General features: G+C 48.7%; 2 tRNA genes and 1 rRNA gene. All 3 read left to right on the top strand.

The window, feature by feature from the left end:
* The first annotated feature begins 116 nt into the window (after positions 1-116).
* A tRNA-Ile gene (locus P6N53_RS18495) sits at positions 117-193 on the top strand.
* 16 nt (positions 194-209) lie between these two features.
* Positions 210-285, top strand: a tRNA-Ala gene (locus P6N53_RS18490).
* Between the two features lie 183 nt (positions 286-468).
* Positions 469-598: ribosomal RNA gene (locus P6N53_RS18485) — 23S ribosomal RNA — on the top strand; the annotation flags it as partial.

Genomic DNA, 598 nt, shown 5'->3' with positions numbered 1-598 from the left:
AAGGTGCGGCTGGATCACCTCCTTTCTAAGGAGTACCTTGAACCATAGGTTCAAGAAACTCTGGTCGATCATTTATCATCTACCTGTTTAGTTTTGAGAGACCTGAAGACAAAAATGGGACTATAGCTCAGCCGGTCAGAGCGCACGCCTGATAAGCGTGAGGTCGGTGGTTCGAGTCCACCTAGTCCCACCATATATAAGTCTTAAGTGGGGGCATAGCTCAGCTGGGAGAGCACCTGCCTTGCAAGCAGGGGGTCAGCGGTTCGATTCCGCTTGTCTCCACCATCTCTATCTCTCAATGTAAAAAATGTTCCTTGAAAACTGAACAGTGAAAAGTAAAGCGTCGTAGTAAAACAATTTTGCAGGATACAGCAATGTAGCCGAGCAAATGAGATGAGAGAAGCGAGAGGTTAGAAGTGGGAAAAGCCGCGGAAAACAATAAGCTAATCAAATCTCGAAAAGTAAGTAGGTCAAGAAGAAAAGGGCACATGGTGGATGCCTAGGCGCTAAGGGCCGAAGAAGGGCGTGGAAAGCTGCGAAAAGCCACGAGTAGCCGCAAGCAGGCGTTGATACGTGGATACCCGAATGGGGCAACCCG

It is taken from the genome of Desulforamulus aquiferis, from assembly GCF_030577015.1.
GTDB lineage: Bacteria > Bacillota > Desulfotomaculia > Desulfotomaculales > Desulfotomaculaceae > Desulfotomaculum > Desulfotomaculum aquiferis.
The sequence above is the reverse complement of the archived record's forward strand: the minus strand, read 5'-3'. Positions and strand labels throughout refer to the sequence as shown.